The sequence below is a fragment of the Schaalia sp. lx-100 genome (assembly GCF_021083625.1).
In the GTDB taxonomy this organism is placed as follows: Bacteria; Actinomycetota; Actinomycetes; order Actinomycetales; family Actinomycetaceae; genus Pauljensenia.
This window is the reverse complement of the sequence record NZ_JAJNRP010000006.1, coordinates 31615-53526: the sequence shown is the minus strand read 5'-3', so window position 1 is coordinate 53526 and position 21912 is coordinate 31615. Positions and strand designations below refer to the sequence as shown.

The 21912-nt window shown below is 49.7% G+C and carries 22 protein-coding genes; 6 read left to right on the top strand and 16 right to left on the bottom strand.

Translation table 11 applies throughout. From position 1 onward, the window contains the following. The 3 genes from LRP54_RS05385 to LRP54_RS05375 all read right to left on the bottom strand — a co-directional run bounded on the left by LRP54_RS05385 (position 1) and on the right by LRP54_RS05375 (position 1986). Positions 1 to 555 (bottom strand): CarD family transcriptional regulator, encoded by a 555-nt coding sequence (locus tag LRP54_RS05385; protein ID WP_231205622.1) that lies wholly within the window; start codon positions 553 to 555, stop codon positions 1 to 3. Positions 556 to 795: 240 nt separating this feature from the next. Continuing rightward, complete coding sequence (locus LRP54_RS05380; protein WP_231205623.1) at positions 796 to 1533, bottom strand: phosphoglyceromutase; 738 nt, start codon at positions 1531 to 1533, stop codon at positions 796 to 798. A gap of 129 nt (positions 1534 to 1662) precedes the next feature. Next, positions 1663 to 1986, bottom strand: coding sequence for a histone-like nucleoid-structuring protein Lsr2 (locus LRP54_RS05375; RefSeq protein WP_231235283.1), 324 nt, complete (start codon positions 1984 to 1986; stop codon positions 1663 to 1665). Between the two features lie 527 nt (positions 1987 to 2513). On the opposite strand from LRP54_RS05375, the gene LRP54_RS05370 reads away from it, so the two are divergent. After that, complete coding sequence (locus tag LRP54_RS05370) at positions 2514 to 2972, top strand: MarR family winged helix-turn-helix transcriptional regulator (protein WP_231235282.1); 459 nt, start codon at positions 2514 to 2516, stop codon at positions 2970 to 2972. A gap of 132 nt (positions 2973 to 3104) precedes the next feature. Here LRP54_RS05370 and hemH read toward each other — a convergent pair whose 3' ends face one another. The 3 genes from hemH to LRP54_RS05355 form a co-directional block, all read right to left on the bottom strand. Next, positions 3105 to 4163: a ferrochelatase gene (gene hemH / locus LRP54_RS05365; RefSeq protein WP_231235281.1), complete on the bottom strand. Its 1059-nt coding sequence runs from the start codon at positions 4161 to 4163 to the stop codon at positions 3105 to 3107. A 357-nt stretch (positions 4164 to 4520) separates the two neighbouring features. Next, the gene (locus LRP54_RS05360) at positions 4521 to 4619 is read right to left on the bottom strand and encodes a 30S ribosomal protein bS22 (RefSeq protein WP_003792170.1); all 99 of its coding nucleotides are present in this window, start codon (positions 4617 to 4619) and stop codon (positions 4521 to 4523) included. 85 nt (positions 4620 to 4704) lie between these two features. After that, complete coding sequence (locus LRP54_RS05355) at positions 4705 to 4923, bottom strand: helix-turn-helix domain-containing protein (RefSeq protein ID WP_231205788.1); 219 nt, start codon at positions 4921 to 4923, stop codon at positions 4705 to 4707. Between the two features lie 218 nt (positions 4924 to 5141). On the opposite strand from LRP54_RS05355, the gene LRP54_RS05350 reads away from it, so the two are divergent. The 4 genes from LRP54_RS05350 (at position 5142) to disA (ending at position 9888) form a co-directional block, all read left to right on the top strand. After that, entirely contained in the window at positions 5142 to 6569 is a 1428-nt protein-coding gene (locus tag LRP54_RS05350; protein WP_231235280.1) for a TrkH family potassium uptake protein, read from the top strand. Between the two features lie 60 nt (positions 6570 to 6629). Continuing rightward, positions 6630 to 7298 carry a potassium channel family protein gene (locus LRP54_RS05345; protein ID WP_231205627.1) on the top strand — a complete coding sequence of 223 codons (669 nt, stop codon included), beginning with the start codon at positions 6630 to 6632 and terminating at the stop codon, positions 7296 to 7298. 105 nt (positions 7299 to 7403) lie between these two features. After that, a complete protein-coding gene (gene radA / locus LRP54_RS05340) occupies positions 7404 to 8780 on the top strand; it encodes a DNA repair protein RadA (protein ID WP_231205628.1) in 1377 nt (458 codons plus the stop codon). A 37-nt stretch (positions 8781 to 8817) separates the two neighbouring features. Beyond that, positions 8818 to 9888 (top strand): DNA integrity scanning diadenylate cyclase DisA, encoded by a 1071-nt coding sequence (gene disA, locus LRP54_RS05335; RefSeq protein WP_231205629.1) that lies wholly within the window; start codon positions 8818 to 8820, stop codon positions 9886 to 9888. Positions 9889 to 9960: 72 nt separating this feature from the next. Here disA and LRP54_RS05330 read toward each other — a convergent pair whose 3' ends face one another. The 10 genes from LRP54_RS05330 to dacB all read right to left on the bottom strand — a co-directional run bounded on the left by LRP54_RS05330 (position 9961) and on the right by dacB (position 21266). Then, the gene (locus LRP54_RS05330) at positions 9961 to 10608 is read right to left on the bottom strand and encodes a hypothetical protein (protein ID WP_231235279.1); all 648 of its coding nucleotides are present in this window, start codon (positions 10606 to 10608) and stop codon (positions 9961 to 9963) included. 50 nt (positions 10609 to 10658) lie between these two features. Further along, positions 10659 to 11153 carry a DUF3180 family protein gene (locus LRP54_RS05325; RefSeq protein WP_231235278.1) on the bottom strand — a complete coding sequence of 165 codons (495 nt, stop codon included), beginning with the start codon at positions 11151 to 11153 and terminating at the stop codon, positions 10659 to 10661. After that, a complete protein-coding gene (folK, locus tag LRP54_RS05320) occupies positions 11150 to 13372 on the bottom strand; it encodes a 2-amino-4-hydroxy-6-hydroxymethyldihydropteridine diphosphokinase (protein ID WP_231235277.1) in 2223 nt (740 codons plus the stop codon). The genes LRP54_RS05325 and folK overlap by 4 nt, the downstream gene beginning before the upstream one ends. Further along, on the bottom strand, positions 13356 to 14150 hold the full coding sequence (gene folP, locus LRP54_RS05315) for a dihydropteroate synthase (protein WP_231235357.1): 795 nt from the start codon (positions 14148 to 14150) through the stop codon (positions 13356 to 13358). The genes folK and folP overlap by 17 nt, the downstream gene beginning before the upstream one ends. Positions 14151 to 14212: 62 nt before the next feature. Further along, on the bottom strand, positions 14213 to 14749 hold the full coding sequence (gene folE, locus LRP54_RS05310) for a GTP cyclohydrolase I FolE (protein ID WP_442984622.1): 537 nt from the start codon (positions 14747 to 14749) through the stop codon (positions 14213 to 14215). A gap of 32 nt (positions 14750 to 14781) precedes the next feature. Then, positions 14782 to 16833: an ATP-dependent zinc metalloprotease FtsH gene (gene ftsH, locus LRP54_RS05305; RefSeq protein WP_231235276.1), complete on the bottom strand. Its 2052-nt coding sequence runs from the start codon at positions 16831 to 16833 to the stop codon at positions 14782 to 14784. Positions 16834 to 16852: 19 nt separating this feature from the next. Further along, positions 16853 to 17407, bottom strand: coding sequence for a hypoxanthine phosphoribosyltransferase (gene hpt / locus LRP54_RS05300; protein ID WP_231205635.1), 555 nt, complete (start codon positions 17405 to 17407; stop codon positions 16853 to 16855). Positions 17408 to 17473: 66 nt separating this feature from the next. Further along, positions 17474 to 18928, bottom strand: a complete 1455-nt coding sequence (gene tilS / locus LRP54_RS05295; RefSeq protein WP_231235275.1) for a tRNA lysidine(34) synthetase TilS — start codon at positions 18926 to 18928, stop codon at positions 17474 to 17476. Beyond that, complete coding sequence (locus LRP54_RS05290; protein ID WP_231235274.1) at positions 18891 to 19745, bottom strand: hypothetical protein; 855 nt, start codon at positions 19743 to 19745, stop codon at positions 18891 to 18893. The genes tilS and LRP54_RS05290 overlap by 38 nt, the downstream gene beginning before the upstream one ends. Before the next feature lie 138 nt (positions 19746 to 19883). Further along, positions 19884 to 21266, bottom strand: a complete 1383-nt coding sequence (gene dacB / locus LRP54_RS05285) for a D-alanyl-D-alanine carboxypeptidase/D-alanyl-D-alanine endopeptidase (RefSeq protein WP_231205638.1) — start codon at positions 21264 to 21266, stop codon at positions 19884 to 19886. 108 nt (positions 21267 to 21374) lie between these two features. On the opposite strand from dacB, the gene LRP54_RS05280 reads away from it, so the two are divergent. Continuing rightward, complete coding sequence (locus LRP54_RS05280; RefSeq protein ID WP_231205639.1) at positions 21375 to 21884, top strand: inorganic diphosphatase; 510 nt, start codon at positions 21375 to 21377, stop codon at positions 21882 to 21884. Positions 21885 to 21912 lie beyond the last annotated feature (28 nt).

Here is a 21912-nt window from a genome sequence, read left to right as displayed (position 1 = left end):
TCAGTTGTCGTCACCTGAATGTGGCGCGTCAGTGTCAGCGTCGTCTGTATCGAGGTCCGGCATGATGATTTGTCCTTCTGCGAGGATTTCATCAAGGCGGATAGCAGCAGCCGCTTTGTCGATACCGCGCGCGAGGGCAAGTTCAGAGGTTAAGATTTGGCGCGCTTTTGTGAGCATGCGTTTTTCACCGGTTGACAGTTTCTTTTGGTCGTCACGGCGCGTCAGGTCACGGACTACCTCTGAGACACGAACAATGTCGCCTGTCGCAATTTTTTCTTGATTTGCTTTGTAGCGTCGTGACCAATTTGTTGGTTCTTCAACGTAGGGGGAACGAAGAACTGAAAGGACTTCCTCTAAGCCGTCCTCATCAACCACGTCGCGCACGCCGACAAGATCAACATTTTCTGCGGGTACTTGAATGGTGAGGTCACCTTGACTGACACGCAAAGTCAGGTAGGTCCTTTCTTCACCGCGGATTTTGCGGATCGAAATTTCTTCGATCGTGGCTGCACCGTGATGTGGATACACAACGGTCTGACCGATGGCGAACGACATTGGAGCTCCCTGCGCATATAGACAACAGCGTATTCATACTACCATTTGCTGTGCTTTAAGAGGCAGTGTGCACATTTTCCGGAATATTTACCCCGCTTTTTCGCTGTATCACACACTCCACCTCATAAAAAGAGGGCAGGGCACATATGATATGCACCCTGCCCTGTAGTATCTGTCGCCCTGAGGGCATCGACCATAGTCTTAGCTATCGGTCCGTCTCAGCGCCTTCCAGACGAGGTCTTACTTACCTTGATTCGCAACTGCCGCAATCTTTGCTTCAGCTTCAGGATCAAGGTAGCGGCCACCTTTCTTTACAGGTTGCAAAGTTTCCTCATCCAATTCATAAACCAACGGGATACCGGTGGGAATATTGACACCAGCGATTTCATCGTCGGAAATCTGATCGAGGTGCTTGACGATAGCGCGTAATGAGTTACCGTGGGCAGCGATCATTACTGTCTTTCCTGTGCGAATTTCAGGAACAATTGTTTCTTCCCAGTACGGCAACAGGCGTTCGAGCACGTCTTTTAGACATTCGGTGCTTGGGATCTGTTCACCTGCATAACGCGGGTCGCTGTCTTGAGAAAATTCTGATCCCAGTTCAATTGCTGGCGGTGGCACATCGTAGGAACGACGCCACAGCATGAATTGCTCATCACCGTATTCGTCACGGATTTCCTTTTTATTCTTCCCTTGCAAAGCACCGTAGTGACGTTCGTTGAGACGCCAGTGGCGTTGCACGGGGATCCAGTGACGATCAGCCGCATCAAGAGCCAGGTTCGCTGTCATGATTGCACGGCGAAGCATAGAGGTGAACAGAATATCCGGTAGGACACCTGCTTCCTTCAGGAATTCACCGCCGCGAGCAGCTTCTGCTCGTCCTTTTTCTGAGAGAGGAACATCCACCCAACCGGTGAATAAGTTCTTTGCATTCCATTCGCTTTCGCCGTGGCGAAGCAGCACTAATGTATAAGTCACGATCAGTATTCTCCTCTGTATCGTCGGTATTGTCTTAGGGCACAAGGCCCACTAGGGCATACACATATCATCACGGGAGGCTATTCCTCCCACATAAAGGCACGATATACCGTAAAACCTCAAAAATGGTTAGGCGTTTTCAGCGTGATACTGGCTCACTAATTCCGCAGGGATACGTCCACGTTCACTCACAGCGATCCCTCGCTTTTTCGCCCATGCGCGCACCTCGGCACTTAAACCGGGGACAGCCGTAACGCCAGATGTTCTGCGACGCTGACGGCCGCCGATACGACGTCCCGCAGCAATCCATTCATCTAACGTTTTCTTCATGCGCGCGAGGTTTTCCTCAGAAAGGTCAATTTCGTAATCAATTCCATCAAAAGAAAAAGAAACTGTACGCTGAGCTTCCGCTCCATCCACATCGTCAATAAGAATTACTTTTGTTTTCTTCATGAGCGCCTCACTTTGTGACCAAAACAGAAAAGTATCCGCAGTACACCAGACATGTTTATTCTAATATAAAAGAACTTGACAGCGAACTTATAAAGAAAATATTAAAGCGTTTTATGCGTCACTTATATGAAACAGAATAAAGTGAAAGTTAAATAATTTCCTTCATTCGATTCACCTCTTTAATTCTGCTCCTTAACTTTTCCTATGAAAGAGAAATAATTGACTGAAGAAGAAAATAAAATTGATTCTGGCCTGCGGAAAAATCGAAACTTAACTCGCACTTTACTTGCTTGAGCATCTGAAATTATCAATTGCCACTTTCTTTTTCTTCGCCAAACCTGTAAATTAACTTCACTGAAACGATTACTACAGCGCAAGAACACAAAATTCTTGCTTAAACAAAGGCGAATAGGACTTTACGGATTCTCATTCCACACTATTGCACCTAGACTCATAGACAATGCCTGCGCTCAGGCCACACGTCCCTGCCCTCCCCCACACACAGAAAGCTCAGAAGGAAGAAAATCATGAACTCCGATATTCCGGGTTGCCCTTGGGAAACATGTTTTTCAACTACCACACGACTTGCCCTTCGATTAGAAAATGAACTCAAGAAAAAAAGTTCACTCAGCCTGCCTGAATACAATGTCCTCCTGCATACCGAACGCGCAGGAAAAAATGGGATTCGTTTAGGATTGTTGGCCCGTAGCGTTGTTTTCAGTCCTTCACGTTTAACTCATACTCTGCATCGACTCGTTGAGCGCGGCTACATCACGCGCACACTGTGTTCGCAAGACAAAAGAGGCGGCATCATCACACTCACACGTGCAGGAAATGCCGCTCTACGCAAAGCAACGTCCCATCACGCAGATCTGCTGAAAAAACTGCTGCTTGATGACATGACTCCGGAAGAAAGCGCTGTTTTTGAGAAAGTTTTCCAGCGTATTAGGCAACGGCTAGATGAGGAAGAATTCAGCACTTTCTAAATAGCATTGCCTACTTTCTTATTACTCTCAGGCAGGGCATCACCATTGCTACGGAGTAGCTGCATGCTTAGGCAGTAGGCAACCTAAGGTATAAGTGGTCCGCAAACGCGTGAATATCCTGTTTTCGCCCGCTTATTTGTTGTTCAACCAGCCTGCTGCGCCCTGCCGTATTTGTTCAGCAAGAGTAGCGACAGCACCCTTTGACCCATTCCCCCAAGGAATATAGTGAAATTCTGTGCCACCGGCTTCATAGAAGGCCTGTCGGTTCAGCTCATTTATTTCTTCTAAGGTTTCCAAACAATCTGCCATAAATCCTGGGCAGATCACATCAAGACGTCCTTTGTATGTGCGCCCTAATTCTTTGACCGTATCAATCGTTGCTGGACCCACCCATTCCGCACGCCCAAAAACAGATTGATAGGTTCGCATAATAGCTTCTCGGGGCAAACGCAGACGTTCCGCAAGAAGGTCGTAGGTTTCCTCACATTCGCTTGGGTAGGGATCACCTAGATCACGCATTGCCACAGGGATTGAATGGAAAGATAAGATCAGTCGATCTCCTGCATCAAAATGAGGGCGACCATGTTCTTGCCAATGAGCTTCAATTGCTTGAGCTAAAGCCTCAATATATTCAGAGGCTCCTTGGAAGCTACGGATTGTGCGTATTTCCATTTGATCTCGTGCAGATAACGCCCAACGCGCTACCTCGTCATACACAGTCCCTACCGTACTGGCTGCGTACTGTGGATAGGCTGACAAGATAAGGACTTTTCGGCATCCTGAATTGTATATGCGGGTGAGTTCGTCCTTGATGGAAGAATTTCCGTAACGCATGGCAATGCGTATATTGAGCTGCTCACCAAAAATGCGTTGAAGTTGCTCTGCTTGTTCTTGCGTGCCGCGCATAAGTGGGGAACCGCCCTCTGTCCAAATACTGCGATATTGAGGAGCGATCATACGCGGACGAAAAGGAAGGATGAAGGTTTCAAGAATCATTTTCCACAGCAAAGGCCGCATCTCAACAACACGCGGGTCGCTCAGGAATTCACGTAGGAAAGTTCGTATAGCTGAGGGCGTAGGAGCTTCAGGGGTGCCAAGATTAATAAGGAGAAGCGTCGGTCGTGTCTGCATTGACGTTTCCGAAATAGCTGGAGTCTGCGAATTTTCTGACACTGTACTCACGTTCGTCATAACCTGACTTTAGCGGAAGTTGTGTACAAAACATGAACTAGCGCACTCTTTTAGAGCTTTTTCCTTATCCTCGGGCCTATTTCCTCAGATTCTATACCAAGAGGTGCAGAGGTTTTAGAAAAGAAATACATGCGAAAAAACTGTCAGAAAATATTTCTTTCAATGTGACAAAGCAAAAGAACACGCCTATTCATATAAAGCACGCACCCGACAAAACACTTACCCGGATTTCCTGAATACATACACGTAATCCGGGGTAACACTCAGCTCTAAACATAACAAAATAAAGCAAGGGCCCGACCGATGTCGGACCCCTGAATATGTGTCATTGACGGACAGTATTCGCCCGTCACGCGCTCACTTCTTATTGCGACGCTGATGACGAGTTTTACGAAGCAGTTTACGGTGCTTCTTCTTTGCCATACGCTTACGGCGCTTCTTAATGACGGAGCCCATTGGGTCCCTCCCTCGAATCGTTGGATGTATACGGCAAGGTTTACCGTAATGAGGTCACGTGCCAATAAGCACATTCCCCAATATCTTACCCCTCAGTACCAAAAGCTCGTGTATCAGTTTGTTCAGCCAAACCTGCATGAAGTAACTGATTCACAACAACCTCGGGTACACGGAAACTCTTTCCCACCCGAATTGCCGGCATTTCGCCGCTATGAATGAGCCTATACACTGTCATCCGCGATACGCGCATGACATCCGCCACCTCGGACACCGTCATGAGACGAGGAGCAGACTTGTGTTCCATTGATGACTCCCATTGTGGCACGAGGCGTTCGGCTCTCCTGCCGTCCTTGTTTCAACCTCAAGGATAATAATAACGGGCACAGGTACCTCAAATGCAACTTTGTTCACACAAATCTCAATAGAATCTTTTATCACACTGCTATTCACAATAAAAGACAACGCGACTTAGGATACATGTGAAGCACTCATAATTTTCCAATGCCACGAACTAGGTAAGCTATGGCCGATTCCACGCACACCTCTCACAGCAGAGCTCACACACGCAAACAACATCCTTTGCCTGTGTCCTATGTGCAGATCCTACGTACCTGGATCGCAAAACGTGCGCGAAATGCACCAGCCCGCTTAGCTATCGGAGTCTTTGCGCTGATCGTCACTTTCATCACGCTTTTACTCAGTTTGCCTATATCTTCAACAGGTAACCAACCCCTCGCATTTGTTGACATTCTCTTTACCGCAGTATCTGCGGTCTGCGTCACCGGTCTGACCACGGTTGACACAGCAACCCAATGGACCACTTTCGGACAAGCAGTTATTGCACTTGGTGTCATGGTTGGCGGACTCGGTGTGATGACCCTTGCTTCCATACTCGGCGTTGCTGTTTCACGCCATCTGGGACTCACTCAAAGAATGTTGGCCGCCGCCGAAACCAAACAAGACAATATGAGCAAATTATCCCGCCTGCTCATCGCCGTCGTTGTCACCTCATTAACTGCTGAAATCATACTTTTTGCGGTATTTTTCCCCAGATTCCTCACATTAGGCACACTGACTCCTCTCGAATCCGCGTGGCAAGCGCTTTTCATGGCAATCTCTGTTTTCAATAACGCAGGATTCGTTATCCTCGTCGGCGGTCTTGGCCCCTTCGTCTCAGACTGGTGGATGCTTTTCCCCATCATCCTAGGCACAATGGTTGGGGCTGTTGGCTTCCCCGTGATTTTGGATCTTTCCTCTCACTGGCGCACACCTCACAAATGGTCGCTTCACACGAAACTCACTCTGTCGGTCTACCTCACCCTAGCCTTCGTGGGAACTCTTATGCTGGCCCTCAGCGAATGGACAAATCCTGAAACCCTCGCACAAGCCGACATACCCACCAAAACCCTCAACATCTTGCTTGCAGGTGTCAACAGTCGTTCTTCTGGACTCTCAGCACTCGATGTGGGAGTCATGCGACCACATACACATTTCGTTCAAGACATACTCATGATGATCGGCGGAGGCTCCGCTTCAACTGCCGGCGGAATCAAAGTGACAACTTTTGCGGTTCTGCTCCTCGCAGTTATCGCAGAAGCACGCGGTGATCGTGACATTGAAACTTTCGGGCGCCGCATCCCCATTTCAGTTGTACGTTTAGCTGTTGCGGTCACGCTTATGGGTATTGCCCTCGTGTCGATTTCTGTCGTCATTTTGCTGTCCATGACGAACTACACCCTCGACGTCATCCTCTTTGAATCTGTTTCCGCATTCGCAACCGTCGGCTTATCCACCGGCATCACAGCAACCCTGCCAGCCGGAGCCAAATACGTTCTGGCCTTACTCATGTTCGCAGGCCGTACAGGAACAGTGACAATGGCCGCGGCCTTTGCTGTACGTGAACGCTCACGCCTCATACGTATGCCAGAAGAACGCCCTATCATCGGCTAAAGTAACTCATACGAGCAGCGTACTTATTCACATAAACACAGAAAATGGGACAATACACCTATGACAGAAGAAAAAACGCTGGCATCTGGCACACTCGTCATTGGTCTTGGCCGCTTTGGATCAGCAGTGGCATTGACCCTGGAAAAAATGGGCTACGAAATTCTCGCTGTCGAAAAAGACGCTCGACGTGTCCGCCAATTTACCGGGCGTTTCCCACTGGTCGAAGCTGATGCCTCCTCAATGGAAGCACTTGACCAGATCGGAGCAAAAGAATTTCGCAGTGCAGTTGTCGGCATCGGCACATCACTTGAAGCTTCTGTTTTAATCACCGCGAACCTCGTTGATTTAGGAATACCTAACATATGGGCTAAAGCAATTTCGCGCGAGCACGGCAGAATTTTGCGACGAATCGGCGCTCATCACGTTGTATATCCCGAATTTGATGCCGGGCAACGCACAGCACACCTGGTCGGTGGGCGCATGAAAGACTACATCGAAATGGAAAAAAACGGCTTCGCCATTATGAAGCTGCATCCACCAAAAGAAGTTCAAGGTTTTTCTTTGGCAGAACTCGATTTACGTGGACGATACGGCGTAAATGTGCTGGGCGTTTTGCGTCCTGGTGAACCTTTTGAATATGCCACATCACGGACACGTATTGAAGCTGAGGACTTAATTATTGTGTCCGGTGATTCTGATTTACTTGAACACTTTGCGCATCGCCCCTAAAGGTAGCTGTTTCCTGCCACGCAACAGCAGCAATCTACATAAGAAGCGTTCCTTGATTTCCTTACCTGTGCTCCAGATGTAGGTGCGACGTTTTAGAGTGGAATCATGGCCAAAGAAAAAACAAGCTACCGATGTACTGAATGTGGATGGACATCCCCAAAATGGTGTGGGCAATGCCGTGAATGTCACGCATGGGGCACCGTAGAAGAAGCGCTGCCTGTGGGCAGTGAACCCTCAGTACCAACAGCGCGAACGCCACTTCATCCTGCTGTTCCTATTGCACAGGTTGATGCACAGTATGCTGCTTTCCTGCCAACAGGTGAAAGCGAAGTAGATCGCGTTCTTGGTGGCGGTATTGTCCGCGGCGCTGTCATTTTATTGGCCGGTGAACCAGGGGTCGGTAAATCTACATTGCTCCTGGAAGTAGCTGCACGATGCGCACGCCACAGCCGCTTACATCAAGAAGGACCAGTCTTATACGTCACCGGCGAAGAATCCGCCTCGCAGGTCCGTTTGCGCGCTGAACGTATCGGAGCATTCGATGATGCGCTATTACTATCAGATGACAATGATCTACCCACACTTTTAGGCCATATTGAACAAGTGAATCCTTCACTTGTGATTATCGATTCCGTTCAAACGATCCACGCCCCTCATACAGAAGGCACAACCGGTGGAACCACACAGGTGCGTGCTGTGGCTTCCGCTATTATTCGAGTGGCAAAAACACGGAATTTACCTGTGCTCCTCGTTGGTCATGTCACAAAAGACGGAGGAATCGCAGGGCCTCGCGTTTTAGAACATTTAGTTGATGTGGTCTGTCAATGCGAAGGCGATCGCCATTCACGTCTGCGCCTATTACGCTCCGTTAAAAATCGTTACGGACCTACCGATGAGGTTGGTTGTTTTGAACTCACTGAAACAGGTATGACGGGCCTACCTGACCCGTCCGGATTATTCCTTTCGCAAGGAAGCCCAGCCGTAGCTGGTTCATGCGTCACCATTTCTTTGGAAGGACGCCGCCCTATACCCACAGAAATTCAATCACTTGTAGCAGCAAGCGCAGCTGCTTCACCTAGGCGCGCCACATCAGGGGTCGATCATTCACGTGTCGCTATGATTTTGGCCGTACTTCACGCGCGTTTAGGTATTGACACATCAACATGCGATGTGTACGTATCAACTGTGGGCGGAGCCCGCCTCAATGAACCTGCCGCAGATTTAGCAACAGCGGTTGCTATCGCTTCGGCTACTCGTAATGCCATTCCTCATCACCGGCAAGTCATCATTGGCGAAGTAGGACTCACAGGGGAAGTACGTCCGTGTACAGGAACCAGTCAGCGACTCCAAGAAGCCGCACGTCTCGGATTTACTCGCGCCATTATCCCAGCAACTGGTACCGAAGATATTCGACCAATCGAAGGTATGGATCTGTTCACGGTTTCTGACTTGAAAACTGCTATTAACGTCGCCCTGACGTAATATCAGGGTAGGAAATTCACACACAGGGAGTAAGCACATGACCTCTGACACTTCAACGTTAAGAAGCGTGCTTCAAGCAGTTGCCCCTGGCACTGCATTACGCGAAGGTTTGGAACGTATTAAACGTTCACGTACAGGCGCACTTATCGTCCTTGGTTACTCCCCTGAAGTTGAAGCAATCTGTACGGGCGGCTTCGACTTGGATATTCCTTTCACCGCTTCACGACTGCGCGAACTAGCAAAAATGGATGGCGCTGTCGTTATCGATAGTGAAAATTGGCGTATCCGTAAAGCAAATGTTCAGCTCATGCCAGATTCAAGTATCCCAACAGATGAATCAGGTATGCGACACAGGGCAGCCCAACGCACAGCCCGTCACCTTGGTTTACCCGTTTTGTCACTTTCTTCCTCAATGAAGATGATTTCCATTTACGTAGGTACACATCATCATCTGGTTGAAGAACCTGAAGCACTGCTTGCACGCGCAAACCTCGCTGTCGATACACTCGACCGCTACACTCAGCGTCTCGACGAAGTCCTCCAAACACTCACTGTCCTCGAAATGCGTGATGCAGCAACTATCCGTGACGTAGCAACCGTCCTGCAACGCATGGAAATGATTCGACGTATCACCACAGAAATTAACGAATATCTCGAAGAACTCGGTTCAAGCGGTCGTTTACTTGCTCTCCAAGTCGATGATCTTGTGCGCGGCTCTGCCTCTGAACGCGCCCTCGTGCTTCGTGATTATGTACGAGATCCTGAAACTTTACATATCACTGAGCAACGCCTATCCGAATTAACCGGAGACAAACTCGTTGATTTATCCGCAATTGCCAATGTGCTTGGGCTGAGTGTTTTTGACGTGTCAGACCTTGATCGCACGATCTTGCCGCGCGGCATACGTGCTCTTTCCTTAGTGCCGCGTCTGCCCTGGTCTGTCATTAAAGAAGTATCAGCCCACTGGTCTACCCTCGCGGAATTACGCGACGCAAGTACTGAAGAACTTCAAGCAATCGAAGGTATTGGCCCCTACCGGGCAAAACTCATTCAAGAATCACTTGAAAATCAATACGCCCTTGCCTCCACCGGCATTGTCGGATGGTAAAGTCGCACCCTTCCCTTAAAAAATCGCATGAAACTGCTTGTGCGTACTTCCCTGTGCTTCACCGGATAGTGCTCACTTCACTTCAAAATACACATCAGAACCTACAGGTGCCTGTCCATCATGCACCTGAACATGGTACGCCCCCGCAGGAGCCGTATCAGGTGTCCCATCGCTGTCACTGTCATAGGCAGAACACCCTGCGTAACGGCGTCCATCCCACATAAGATTCCCCTCCCACGTGGTACCCACACTTAATAACAAAGGAGTTGAATCCGCCTCGTCTTTTTCACAGGTACGACCATCAAAAACGACTTCTGTACCACTGGAAATCACTGCTGAATAACGATTCTTTTGGAGCACACACGCGGTTTGCCCTTTATTTGTCAAACGGAAAACTACTTTCTCGCCAGTGCCAACCGTAGTTTCTTGCGCAACAGTTTCAACTGTCACATCCGCAGCTTGACAGGACGGCACAGTAATACGACCATCAGCGCCCACAATTCCATCAGGAGTCCTTTCCTCCATCATCCCCACTGATGATTGAGCAGCCTCTGATTGCACATGTAAACGACTAAAATACGCACGCGCCGCAACAACAGTCCACCAAATAGCTGCCCCCACAAGCGCGATAATGACAAGCAGCGCAATGCCCGTAATAATTCGACGAGGCCACAAATTCGTATGACGACGTTTTTTTCGTGAAGCACCTGAATGACCCATAAAATCAACCCTCCCTCGTTTAACGCGTACATGTGAACAAAATACACGCCTTATGACGGTGTTTTTGGCGGGTAATTCCCCATACGCGAAGCCGAAGCCTCCGAGTCATCATCTGTGTCAACCACACACCAGCGTTCCACTATTCCCGCACAAACCGCGCAGACAAGAGCTGAGATCCCCACAACCAGAGCAACAATTCCACAATAACGCATATAGTCAGAATCCATCCGCGCCAGCATTATCGCAGCCATTCCGAAAAAAACGCCCGCCGTTGAACACGAAACATAAGTGGTTGCACGAGCCAATGCTGCTGAGCGAGCCGCAGCAATTGGCCTCATCCACGTTGGCTTACGCGCGCGTAAACGCCGAATATGGAATCCAAGGTAAAGAAGCAGCCCAGACAATACGGCAAAAAAGATCGCTAAGAAAAAAGTTGGCTGGAAAGGTGAGCCCCCCAAACGAATAACACCGAGGACAACAACAGCCCCGCACACCGTTGCAACTGCAACAATGAGAGCTAAAAGGCTCACCTTTACAGGTTTCACCGCGTATTCTCCTCATCACGAATCACGGGGAACTGACCGGTCACAGTGGGACGTACCGTTACTGAACGGCGAAGCAGCGGAGGAACCGTATCCTCATGCTGACGTGGGCCACGTGAAATTTCTGCGGGAAGGTCTGGAACAAGGCGCGAGTAACGGGCAGAAGATGCAGCAGATTCCTCTGCCGCATGACTTTCATCATGATGATCTGCATGATGTTCTGCAGGGTCCTCATCAATAATGCGAACCTGAGCTGAAGCAAAATCCCAGCGAGGTAACTCTGTTGCTGGTTTTACTGCAGAACGCCCCTGAGCCGCAGCCCTTTTAGCAGCATTAGACCGTGAAATCCAGCCGGGAAGTTGCATGGTCTTTTCATCAGTAGCCCGCACATTCGCTGTCTCTCGTATGCGCGTTGTATCCTCAACGTCGGCTGGTATACGAGCAGAATTTTCTTCATCGGCAGCATGAATCTCAGTTCCAGCATGAGTGAGCGCCGGTTCATCTGTATCAATAGATTCTTGAGGCAAAGCCAGCAGATCCGCTATGCTACGTCGCTGCACCACAGGTTCTGTGTGACGAGTGCTTTGCTCGCTTTTATTGTCGGATACGCGGGTTTCACTTTTCGCGGGCTCCGCACCACAGGCGTCAAAAGTTTGCTGCTTATACTCGGTTTCACGTGTGGATTCGTGTGCTGCATACTCTTGCGCAGGAAAAGACGGGACCTGCTCAGCAGCCCATTTATTCTCTGGAATCACATACTCATCAGCATAAAAATCTGATTCATACGGCTGCGCCGCAGACGTTAGCGCCTCTGGGCAGTCCTGCTGTACGCGCGAGCGCTCACGGTGATGGCCCGAACCAGGTTGTGACCATTTCTGCCATAAAGCACGCCATACCTGATCGTCACGATCACCTGAAGGCGCTAAGCCTACTCTTGACGACTCGGGAAGTAATTCCACGCGGCTTGGCAGTACCGTCGGCGGTAAAACATTCATCTGCGGCACAGCAAGTGGTGGAACAACGGCAGACACCGACTCAGGGCCAGCATGAGGTATCCCACCTGTAGGACCGGCAGATCCCACAAGATTTTCAGGTGCTGGATCTTCAATATGCGCACAAGATTTATCTATCGTTTCCTTTTGCGCATGAATACCAACAGTAAGCGCAGCGTCCCCTGTCCCATCGTGAACAGAGTCCAGATAAGCCTGAGAATCTGCAAGAACCGTTTCTGATTCTTCCAGCCAATCTTCAATGGCATCCACAATTCCAGAACGATCCTGCGTTAAAGGCAATAGGTCAGCCACTCGACCGTGCCCCACCAGTACAGCGTCCGGATCAGCTAAAAGCCACGGTGCAAGAACGAAAGCGCGGCCAAAAGCACGTGGATGCGGGAGCTGCAGGTCAGCCTCGTGAATATGTTCCTCACCGTACTGGATCAGATCAATGTCAACTGTGCGTGGACCCCAACGTTCCTCACGAAGCCGCCCATAGTTTTGCTCGATACGTAAAGTCGTATCAAGAAGTTCCCGTGCGCTTAGCGTCGTGCGGATCAGGAGGACCGCATTCCAGTGGTCTTCTTGTGCTGCTTGCCCTGCCATTAAAACAGGATGTGTGCGCAGTAGCGGTGAAATTTCAATAATTTCAATGTGAGGGTGTTCAATCAGATCTTCAATGACGTAACGCAAAGTTAAAGGAACATTCCCGACATTCCCACCTAAAGCAAGAACCGCATCTGTCCACATGAGTGGGGAATGTGTAGGCGCAGATGTCCTTCGTCGAGGCGGTGATAACTCAGCAGGAGCATCTGAAATTGCGTCTGCGTGTTGAGGTGTGGATTCTCTGTGACCTACAGGGATGTGACCGCGTGTTAATGTCACCGCAATATCAGAAAAACGCGCATTAATTGGTGCCTCAGGCTTATGTACAGTGACTTGAGCGCCCACTACCCGCGGGTAGGTCATTACGGCCTCAGCAATGCGACCCGCAAGAGTTTCAATCAACCGAACTGATGGCCCTTGGATCATCTGAATCACCATATGAGCCACATCCGCGTATGACACCGTATCTGCAAGATCATCACTACCAACGGCGCGCGACACATCAACCCACATGGAAACATCCACGCGGAAAAGCTGCGGTTGTTTCTGTTCTTGCGGTAAAACACCGTGGATGCCTTCAGCGCTCACACCTGTCAATGTGATGACATCAAGCCTGTCCGTCATGGCAGACACCTCCGGTTTTTTCTTGGCCCATAGACCTCACACATGCGACATGAGCAGGAACATCATGGACACGTACTCCCCACACCCCATGTTTTGCCACACGAGCCGTGATATCCACAGTTGCCTCATCGCGATCTGCGATAGGTGACAAAGAAAGGAAACGCTTACGTGATGCCCCTATAAGGACAGGGTACCCCAGAGCACATAAACGATCTGTTTGATGAACAATTTCCCAGCACTGTTCATTCGTTAAAGAAAAACCTAAACCGGGGTCCACGATGATACGGTCTTGCGGGACACCTGCTTCACATGCGGCCTCAATTTGCTGGAGTACACGTGAAAGAACTGTAGCGACCACATCATGACCGTGGTCAAAAGTCTCATTCGGATCGCCAGGTAGAGCATGGAAACGTTGGATAACGTAGGCACATTCTGAGTGGGCGACCATAGTATTCATATCTGAATCCCACATTCCACCAGACACGTCATTAATAATTGCAACCCCTGCTTGAGCACAGCGACGCGCTGTTTCTGCGTGCAACGTGTCCACTGACACAACGACACCTGCATTCACAAGATGGGTCACGACTTCACGTATGCGGTCCCATTCTTCGCCTGGTGTGATTCGAGTCGAATGCGGGCGGGTAGATTCCCCTCCGATGTCAATAAGGTCAGCTCCCGCTTCTAACATTTCATAAGCGTGATCCAGTGCTCGTGAGTGTTCTGCCCAACGGCCACCATCAGAAAACGAATCCGGCGTTAAATTCAAAATACCCATCACCAGTGTTCTCCCCGTGGGCACGGTAAGCCCATGAGGTAATCGCAGGAGCGGATATTTACTCACCGAGGACCACCTAGTACGAGCGACATCATTTCTGCACGTGTGGCAGCGTCTTTCATTATGCCTCGTAGTGCCGATGTGACCGTTGAAGATCCCGGTTTGTTGATGCCACGCATTGCCATGCACATGTGCTCTGCTTCAATGACAACTATGACACCTTGAGGTGTCAGTACCTCATCAATAGCCTGAGCAATCTGCGCGGTGAGTCGTTCTTGTACTTGTGGCCGACGCGCGTAGCCTTCAACTACTCGTGCCAGTTTTGACAAACCCGTTACTCGACCGTGTGAAGGAATATAGCCAACATGCGCACGACCATAGAAAGGCAAAAAGTGATGCTCACACACCGAATGGAAAGGGATGTCGCGGACAAGGACTAGTTCATCTGTTCCTGTTTCAAAAACTGTGCTCAGATGTTCACGTGGATCTTCTTCAAGTCCTTTGAGTAGTTCTTTCCACGCACGACCCATCCGGGCAGGAGTATCCCGCAGACCATCACGAGCAGGGTCTTCCCCTACCGCTTCCAGTAGTTGACGCATTGCATCGACTACTGCCTCCTCATTGTAGGCCACTATTCCCCCTCAGGAGTCGCATGAGGTGTTTCTGACGGTTCAGAAGGAAGGTTCGTTTCCTCTGTCTGAAGGTGTACATCAGATTCAGCTATGTTGTCTTTTTCAGAATGTGCGCTCACTGGGTTCCCTAGAACAGCTCCTGGGATTGCTGCCTCAGATAGGTAATTCCATACTGGACGATCCGGCTGTTTACGAACCGCTGTGAATATTTCTTTCAGCGCTGTTTCGTCCAGTGTTTCTTCTTCTAGGAGGCGCTGTGACAGCGTATCCAAAACATCGCGGTTACGTGTGAGGATTTCCCATGCTTCACGTGTCGCGTTATCCAGGAGTAGGCGAACTTCCTCGTCAATGATTGTCGCAATCGTTTCTGAGGTGCCGCGTCCTTGGGCTTGGCCCTGATTATGAGCAAATGGGTCAGTATCCGAGGAACCGAGTTTCACATTACCGACACGCGAGGACATCCCGTAGTCTGTCACCATTGCTCGTGCTGATTCTGTGGCTTTTTGAATGTCATTTGCCGCACCGGTTGATGGGTCACGGAACACGATTTCTTCAGCAACACGACCACCCATGCTGTACACGAGATTGTCCAATAGTTGGTTGCGTGTACGAGAGTAACGGTCCTCTGTTGGCATCACCATGGTGTAGCCCAAAGCGCGGCCGCGCGGCAAAATCGTCACCTTTGTCACCGGATCGGTGTAGTTCAAAGCCGCTGCACACAAGGCGTGTCCGGCTTCATGGTAGGCGGTCACCGCTTTATCGTGATCGTTCATGACACGTGTACGTTTCTGAGGACCAGCAATCACACGATCAATAGCTTCATCAATGGCACGATTGTCAATAAGGTCCGCGTGAGAACGCGCTGTCAACAAAGCTGCTTCATTGAGTACGTTGGCGAGGTCCGCTCCGGTAAAACCTGGGGTACGTTTTGCGATCTGGCGTAGGTCTACGTCCTCAGTCATGGGTTTACCGGCCGCATGTACTTTCAGGATTGCTTCACGCCCCTTCAGATCAGGGGCTTCAACAGCGATTTGCCTATCGAAACGACCTGGACGCAGTAAAGCAGGGTCCAGAACGTCAGGACGGTTCGTTGCGGCAATCAAAATGACATTTGCACGGTTGTCGAAGCCATCAAGTTCAACAAGAAGCTGATTGAGGGTTTGTTCGCGTTCATCGTTACCGCCGCCAAAACCGGAACCACGGTGACGACCAACCGCGTCAATTTCGTCAATAAAGATAATCGCTGGAGCCGCTTTCTTTGCTTGACCAAATAGGTCACGCACACGCAGAGCACCCATACCAACATACAGTTCAAGGAATTCTGAACCAGAGATAGAAAAGAACGGTGCATGTGCTTCACCAGCAACCGCTTTCGCAAGCAGTGTTTTACCTGTTCCCGGAGGACCGTATAGCAAAACGCCCCTGGGAATTTTGGCACCTACCCGTTGGAATTTTTCTGGTGAAGACAAAAACTCGCGTATTTCCTCAAGTTCTTCAACAGCTTCATCTGCACCTGCAACGTCACCAAAGGTAATGTCTGGACGTTCTTGGTTGACTTCACGAATCTTGGATTGGCCGAAAGCATCCATCATTCGGCCTCCACCCCAACGGCGCATCAGGAACCAGAATGCTCCAACAAGGATGATGATGGGCACTAGTGTTTGCACCATTGCGGATAGGAAGGATGTCTGAGGGTACAGGGTGTTCCATCCGCGTGCGGGTTCAAGTTTCGTTACAGTCGATACCAGTTCTTCGCTTTGAATACGTGCGTAACTGAAAGTGATGGAGCGTCCTAAGTTACGATCTTGGTCGCCGAGGCCAGTTGATTTATGAGTCCAGTCAGCGGTGAGCCGAACAACGACTTGCTGAGTTCCCTCGTTAATATCAACGCGTTCAACCGTGTCGCTTGTGAGTATTTCAAGACCTTCTGATGTATCAACTGATCGCGGCTGAAACCACGCCCATGCAACCCAGGCACCCATCGACAAAATCAGCAGGGGCACGAGTACCCATGCCCAGTTCACTCGCTTCTTTTTTGCGTTTTCCGTCACGACAATCCTTTATTGAGTTTCAGCCACCATACACATGCGGTGCCAACGTACCGACAAAAGGCAGGTGACGGTAGTTTTCAGCGTAATCTAAGCCATATCCGACAACGAATTCATTCGGAATTTCAAAACCGACGTAGGCGACATCAACTTCCACTTTTGCGGCTTCTGGTTTACGCAGCATAGTGGCAATCTGTACTGATGCTGCTCCGCGTGATTCTAAGTTTTTTCGTAACCATGACAGTGTTAAACCGGAGTCAATGATGTCTTCAACGATCAGCACATGTTTACCATGAACGTCGTTATCTAGATCTTTGAGGATACGTACGACACCTGAAGATTTCGTGCCTGAACCGTAGGAGGACACAGCCATCCAGTCCATTTTTAATGGAGTATGAATTTTACGGGATAAATCCGCCATCACCATGATAGCTCCACGTAAAACACCTACCAGCAAAATTTCACGACCAACATAGTCACGGTCAATTTCTGCTGCCATTTCAGTTAAACGCTGATCCAGTTCAGCTTCGTCAACGAGGATGCTTTTCAGATCCTGTCCCATATCGGTTGCGTCCACCGCGTTTCTTTCCTCTCTGCTGTACGGATCACAGAATGTTCTGGGTCCTCACAACACCATTCTGTTCTAGCGTGCCACATTTCCATGCCTTGATGCATGGCATAGATCGTTTACGGGCGATTCACCACATTTCAAATAGGCTTTTTTCCCTTTACCGTATCGGTCGATAACGACTCCTGGTAGATGCAATGGTCCTTGACCATGCCACTGTTTCACCAAATCCACAGCTTGTCGAATATGCGTTGAGGATAGCTGGCCTGCGCGTGCTCCGCCCTCTAATAAGAACAGCCTGACAACTCGTGCAAGAACAGCATATGGCAGGTTTTTCACAGCGGATACACTCAAAATATACGTGTTGTTTTTACTTAAATTAAGTCCTGTAGCATATGTTTTGTCAGATATTTCTTGCACTGCGCAGTCACATTCAGGTTGATCTGTATTAGGGGATGGGTCGCCTGATTTATCCCATTCGGGCATATGTGTTTCAGGGGCAGATTCCAGTGGTTGAGTCGAAAAATTATGAGGCGTTAGTGCTGGTCTTTCGCAATTACCCGAGTGCGAGTGCGCATCATGTTGCAGATCCGACATGTGTGAAATATGAGGCATGTGCTCAAAATCTTCTTGACCTATATGGCGCACTTCACGTAAAGCGTTACGGTATTCATGCCATGCCCACTGCGTCAAGGCATCGTCATCATCAGCAGCATTCGCAGCAGTTCTAGCAAGGGCCTGCGTCACATCTTGACCTAAAGCACGGTTGAGCAGGGGTAAAACATCTGCTCGCACGGCCGCTCGACGTAAAGGAGAACCATCACGAGTTTTCCATGGTCCGTCCGGAAAATTCGAGGGGTCTTCCACCCATGGGATCCCTAAAGTCTTAACCGCTTCACGAATAATCTCACGCCTGACCCCTAAAAAAGGGCGCACCCACACGCCATCTTTCCCATAGCGACACGCATCCATTGCACGTAACGACCCTGTGCCAGAGCCTCTGGCTAAACGCAGAATCACTGTTTCGGCTTGATCGTCAAGGGTGTGTCCCAGAAAAATTGGAACACAGGAGCCACCTTCTTGTTCATGTATGCGCGCGGCATAGTCAATAAGGGCCGCTCTACGTCCTTGGCGAGCAGCAGCTTCTGGTCCGCCTTCCTGCGCCATGTTGATATGACATATATGAGCGTACGCGCCTAGCTGTCTGGCTTGCTCACATACGCGTTCAGCTTCTGCGGATGATTCAGCACGAACACCATGATCGACTGTCAATGTGTGCACATGCAGTCCTGCCCGCATTCCCGCATCAAGAGTGGCCACGGTGAGTGCTGTCGAGTCAGCGCCACCGGAAAAACCTACAAGAACAGCTTTCGCCCCCTCTTTTTTCATCTGTTGAATATACGGGCGTACAGCAAGACTGATTTCTCTCACCGCACCACGAGGTTGAGGGCCTATGAGGGTAACTGCCTGACTCAAAGGCCGTGCGTGTTGTTCAACCCACACGTCGCCCCCACATATCAGGTTGCGCATATTCAGCCACGGTAGGCAGGTTTGCTACGTCCCGTAAAAGTTCCGGAAGCATTCGCGCCGCCACCACGTAATCTGCGAAATTTTGTGTACGTTCACATATCACGCTGATGTCGGGTGGTGGGGTCAGTATTTTACGGAGGACATGTAGTCGCGCTGTTTCATTATGTTTTTTGTCGTAGTGACGCAACCATTGGCATGAAGGCATATCAACAGGTGTGAGCGCATCCATTGAAGCATAGGCCAAGGCGTCTGAAAGGAAAATGAAATGCGCAAGCTCATGTGTTGTATCGGGGAGCGCACTCATTAGATGAATGAGGTATTCGATGAGGTGTGGCGCGTATATGTGGTGTGTAGCAGTAAGTGCTGTGCGTAGGGACACCCATCGGCACCAGTCGTTTTGGTCAAGCTGAAATTGTTGTGCTTGAGTAAAAATGTTCGGTGCGACAAGTACACGTGTATTTCGGGTCATATCCCATATGCCAGTCACATGGCGCATAGTTGTACGCCCCCACAGGGCTGTCTTATATAAAGCCGTTGGGCGTATGTTAAGGCTCTGGCCTGTAACTAGTTGACGTAAAGCTGTAAAACACACGGTTGCGGCAGCTCGTCGTTCAACGATTTCAATGGGAGATTTGATGACTGTGGAAGCTGCTTCAGGTAGGTGACTTAAACGCTGCACGTAGGGTTTGACCCATTCATCTGTGCGCCGTAGTCTGCGAACAACAGCAGCCGCTGTCGGAGCCGTTACATGCGGTCCCGATGGTAGGGAAGCGATCATGAATCGCATGAAAACGTCGTCCGCGCAGTCAGTACTCATGTTCCTAGTTTAGTGTCCTTTAAGGAAAGTCTCACTGCAGTTTTCATTGCACCATTAATAACTTCCGTACATGCGAGGGCAAAATAACGGTGTGCCTACCGGAATTCTGTCGGCATTCCGTGTGGCGTGCCAATACGTTTATAAGTTCGAGAGTTCGTGTAAAAATTCGTCAATGTGAGGTCGTGTCGTCACAGCTTCATTGCGCGGTACGTCATCATTTCCGAGGGCAAAAATCAGCAAGCGCCCTGAGGTTGTGGTGAGGACTCCAGCCATTGACACGGTTTTACCGAGCGTTCCTGTTTTTGCCTGCACATTTGCGCGAGTGTTTTCTGATTGTAAGCGTGAGGTGAGTGTCCCTGAAACGCCTGCGATGGGTAGTGAACGCACGAGGTTGGCAACTGCCGGCGTTTTGTGTTCACGAACAGAATCGAAAATAGTAGCAATTAGTGTATCTGCGCTTACTCGATCGTTTTCAGATAAACCTGAGCAGTCGTCTAAGTGAATACCTTGTGTGGGAATTCCTGCATTTTGGAGGGTTAAGATCAGAGTGCTTACAGCGCCAGAGTAGGAAGTTTCTGCCCCTATTGTTCGTGCAGTTAAACGACAGTACTGGTCAGCAAGCGTGTTATCTGATTGCTCTAACATGTACCGTATTTGCTGTGCTTGTGTTGCTGATTCTATGCGAGCGACTTCGTATGTGTTTTCTGGAGGAGCAGCTTCACTTATCATTTCGACAGTGATGCCTGCTGCACGCAGATAGTCAGCGAAAAGAGTAGCCACCGTAGCGGCAGGGGCACTATAGAATGCATTTTCTTGACCATCAATACGACCAGCGTCAACCGCAAAAGCTGCGACATGTCCTTCGTAGTCACCGGAGTTTTGTTGATCCCATGTATTCAAGTGTGATGGTCCAGTAAAAGGCTGAGGAGCCCAGTACAGTTGCACTGCATTCACACCGTTGTTGTTCAGGGCGGCTATTGTTTTTCCCGCAAGGTCAGCCACGCCTGCCTGTCCATTGACTGCGTCTGGGTTTCCTGTTCCTGCTCCAAGGAGAAGGTCACCTTGTCCCCATAGGTATAGGTTTGTTCCTTCACGGGATACGCCTGTTGCTAATCGCTGGGAGGGGGATAGATGCGTTAAAGCGGCGTATGCGGTGAGAATTTTTGTGACTGAGGCGGGGGTGTGTGCTTGGGAAGTATTTTTTTCTAGCAGGGTTTCACCTGTCGTTGCATCGACTATTTTGGCCCAGCTTTTCCAGCCACCTTCGGCTGCGGCTGCTTCATTTTTTTGCCATAAGTGTTCTAGCTGTTTTGGATCGACAGGGTTGCCTTCTGTGGCTTTCCATTGGACGTTTTGATTCTTTTCCACATGTGGGAGTGCGGGCGGCGCTGCGGGACTGACAGCCTGTGAGAAAGTGAGAAAACCGGGGACACGATCGTATAGATCTGCCACCACATAGCCGACGGTCGCAAATAATAGCGCTGTAACGCTTAGAATCACCATGACGGCTTTATGTCTCACGGGTTTCCTCCTCAATATGATGGTAGGTAATCACAATAGTGTAGATGTAGGCATTAACCGACTCTGTGCCACCCTTGTGGCGGCGCAAGCCCAACTGAGGAGTGCATTGTGGAGTTTGACGTGACAATCGAGATTCCTAAAGGGAATCGAAATAAATATGAAATCGATCATAAAACGGGTCGTATTCGACTTGATCGTATGTTATTCACATCAACACGTTACCCCGATGACTATGGATTCATTGATGACACGCTTGGCGAGGACGGAGATCCTTTAGATGCTCTGGTCCTGTTGGAAGAACCAACTTTCCCCGGATGCGTGATCCGTTGCCGCGCATTAGGTATGTTCCGTATGCGCGATGAGAAAGGCGGTGACGATAAGGTTTTATGCGTTCCAGCCTCAGATCAACGTGCGTCGTGGAGAACAGAGATTGAGGACGTGTCAGAGTTCCATCGCCTTGAAATTCAGCATTTCTTCGAGGTGTATAAGGACTTGGAGCCGGGTAAATCAGTTGAGGGTGCTCACTGGGTAGGCCGTGAGGAGGCGGAAGCAGAAATTCGTCGCTCATATGAACGTCTGAAAGAGGCTGAGGCCAGCGGTGAACTCGATCATCATTAATACTGGCTTATCTTACGTGAGTTGAGCA